Source organism: Streptomyces narbonensis (assembly GCF_014649015.1).
Classification (GTDB): domain Bacteria; phylum Actinomycetota; class Actinomycetes; order Streptomycetales; family Streptomycetaceae; genus Streptomyces; species Streptomyces narbonensis.
Window position 1 is genome coordinate 1 of the sequence record NZ_BMSF01000150.1, and the last position, 615, is coordinate 615.

Below are 615 nucleotides of genomic sequence, written 5' to 3' on the forward strand. Positions count from 1 at the left end.
CCAGAGTTTCCCCAGTGTTTCCCACCAGTAGTTTTATAGTTTGAGGGTTGTCGGTTCACACTTGTTACTGTGTCCTTTGCTGTGCAGAAACTTCTTAGTCTAATATAGTCCCACTTGTCTATTTTAGGGATTATCGCCTGTGCTTTGGGAGTCTTATTTAAGAAGTCTTTGCCTACTCCAATGTCCCCCAGAGTTTCCCCAGCATTTTCCACCAGTAGTTTTATTGTTTGAGGTTTTAGGTTAAGATCTTTGATCCATTTTGAGTTGACTGTTGTTAGTGGTGAAAGATGGGGGTTCAGTTTCATCTTTCTGCAGGTGGATACCCAGTTTTTCCAGCACCATTTACTAAAGAGGTTTTCCTTTTCCCAATGGATTGACTGATATCCTTTGTCAAAGATCAGTTGGCTGTAAGCTTTCGGGGTTATTTCTGGGGTCTCTATTCTATTCCATTGGTCCACATGTCTGTTTTTATGCCAATACCATGCTGTTTTGATGACCACAGCTTTATAGTATATCTTGGGATCAGGGAGTGATATGCCTCCTACTCCATTCTTCTTGCGCAGGATTGCTTTTGCAATACGAGGTCTTTTATGATTCCAGACAAATTCTATGATT

1 protein-coding gene is annotated in these 615 nt (G+C 41.0%); it reads right to left on the reverse strand.

The features are described from left to right. On the reverse strand, positions 1 to 615 hold a 615-nt coding region (locus IE124_RS34315), incomplete at both ends, for a hypothetical protein (protein ID WP_229833193.1).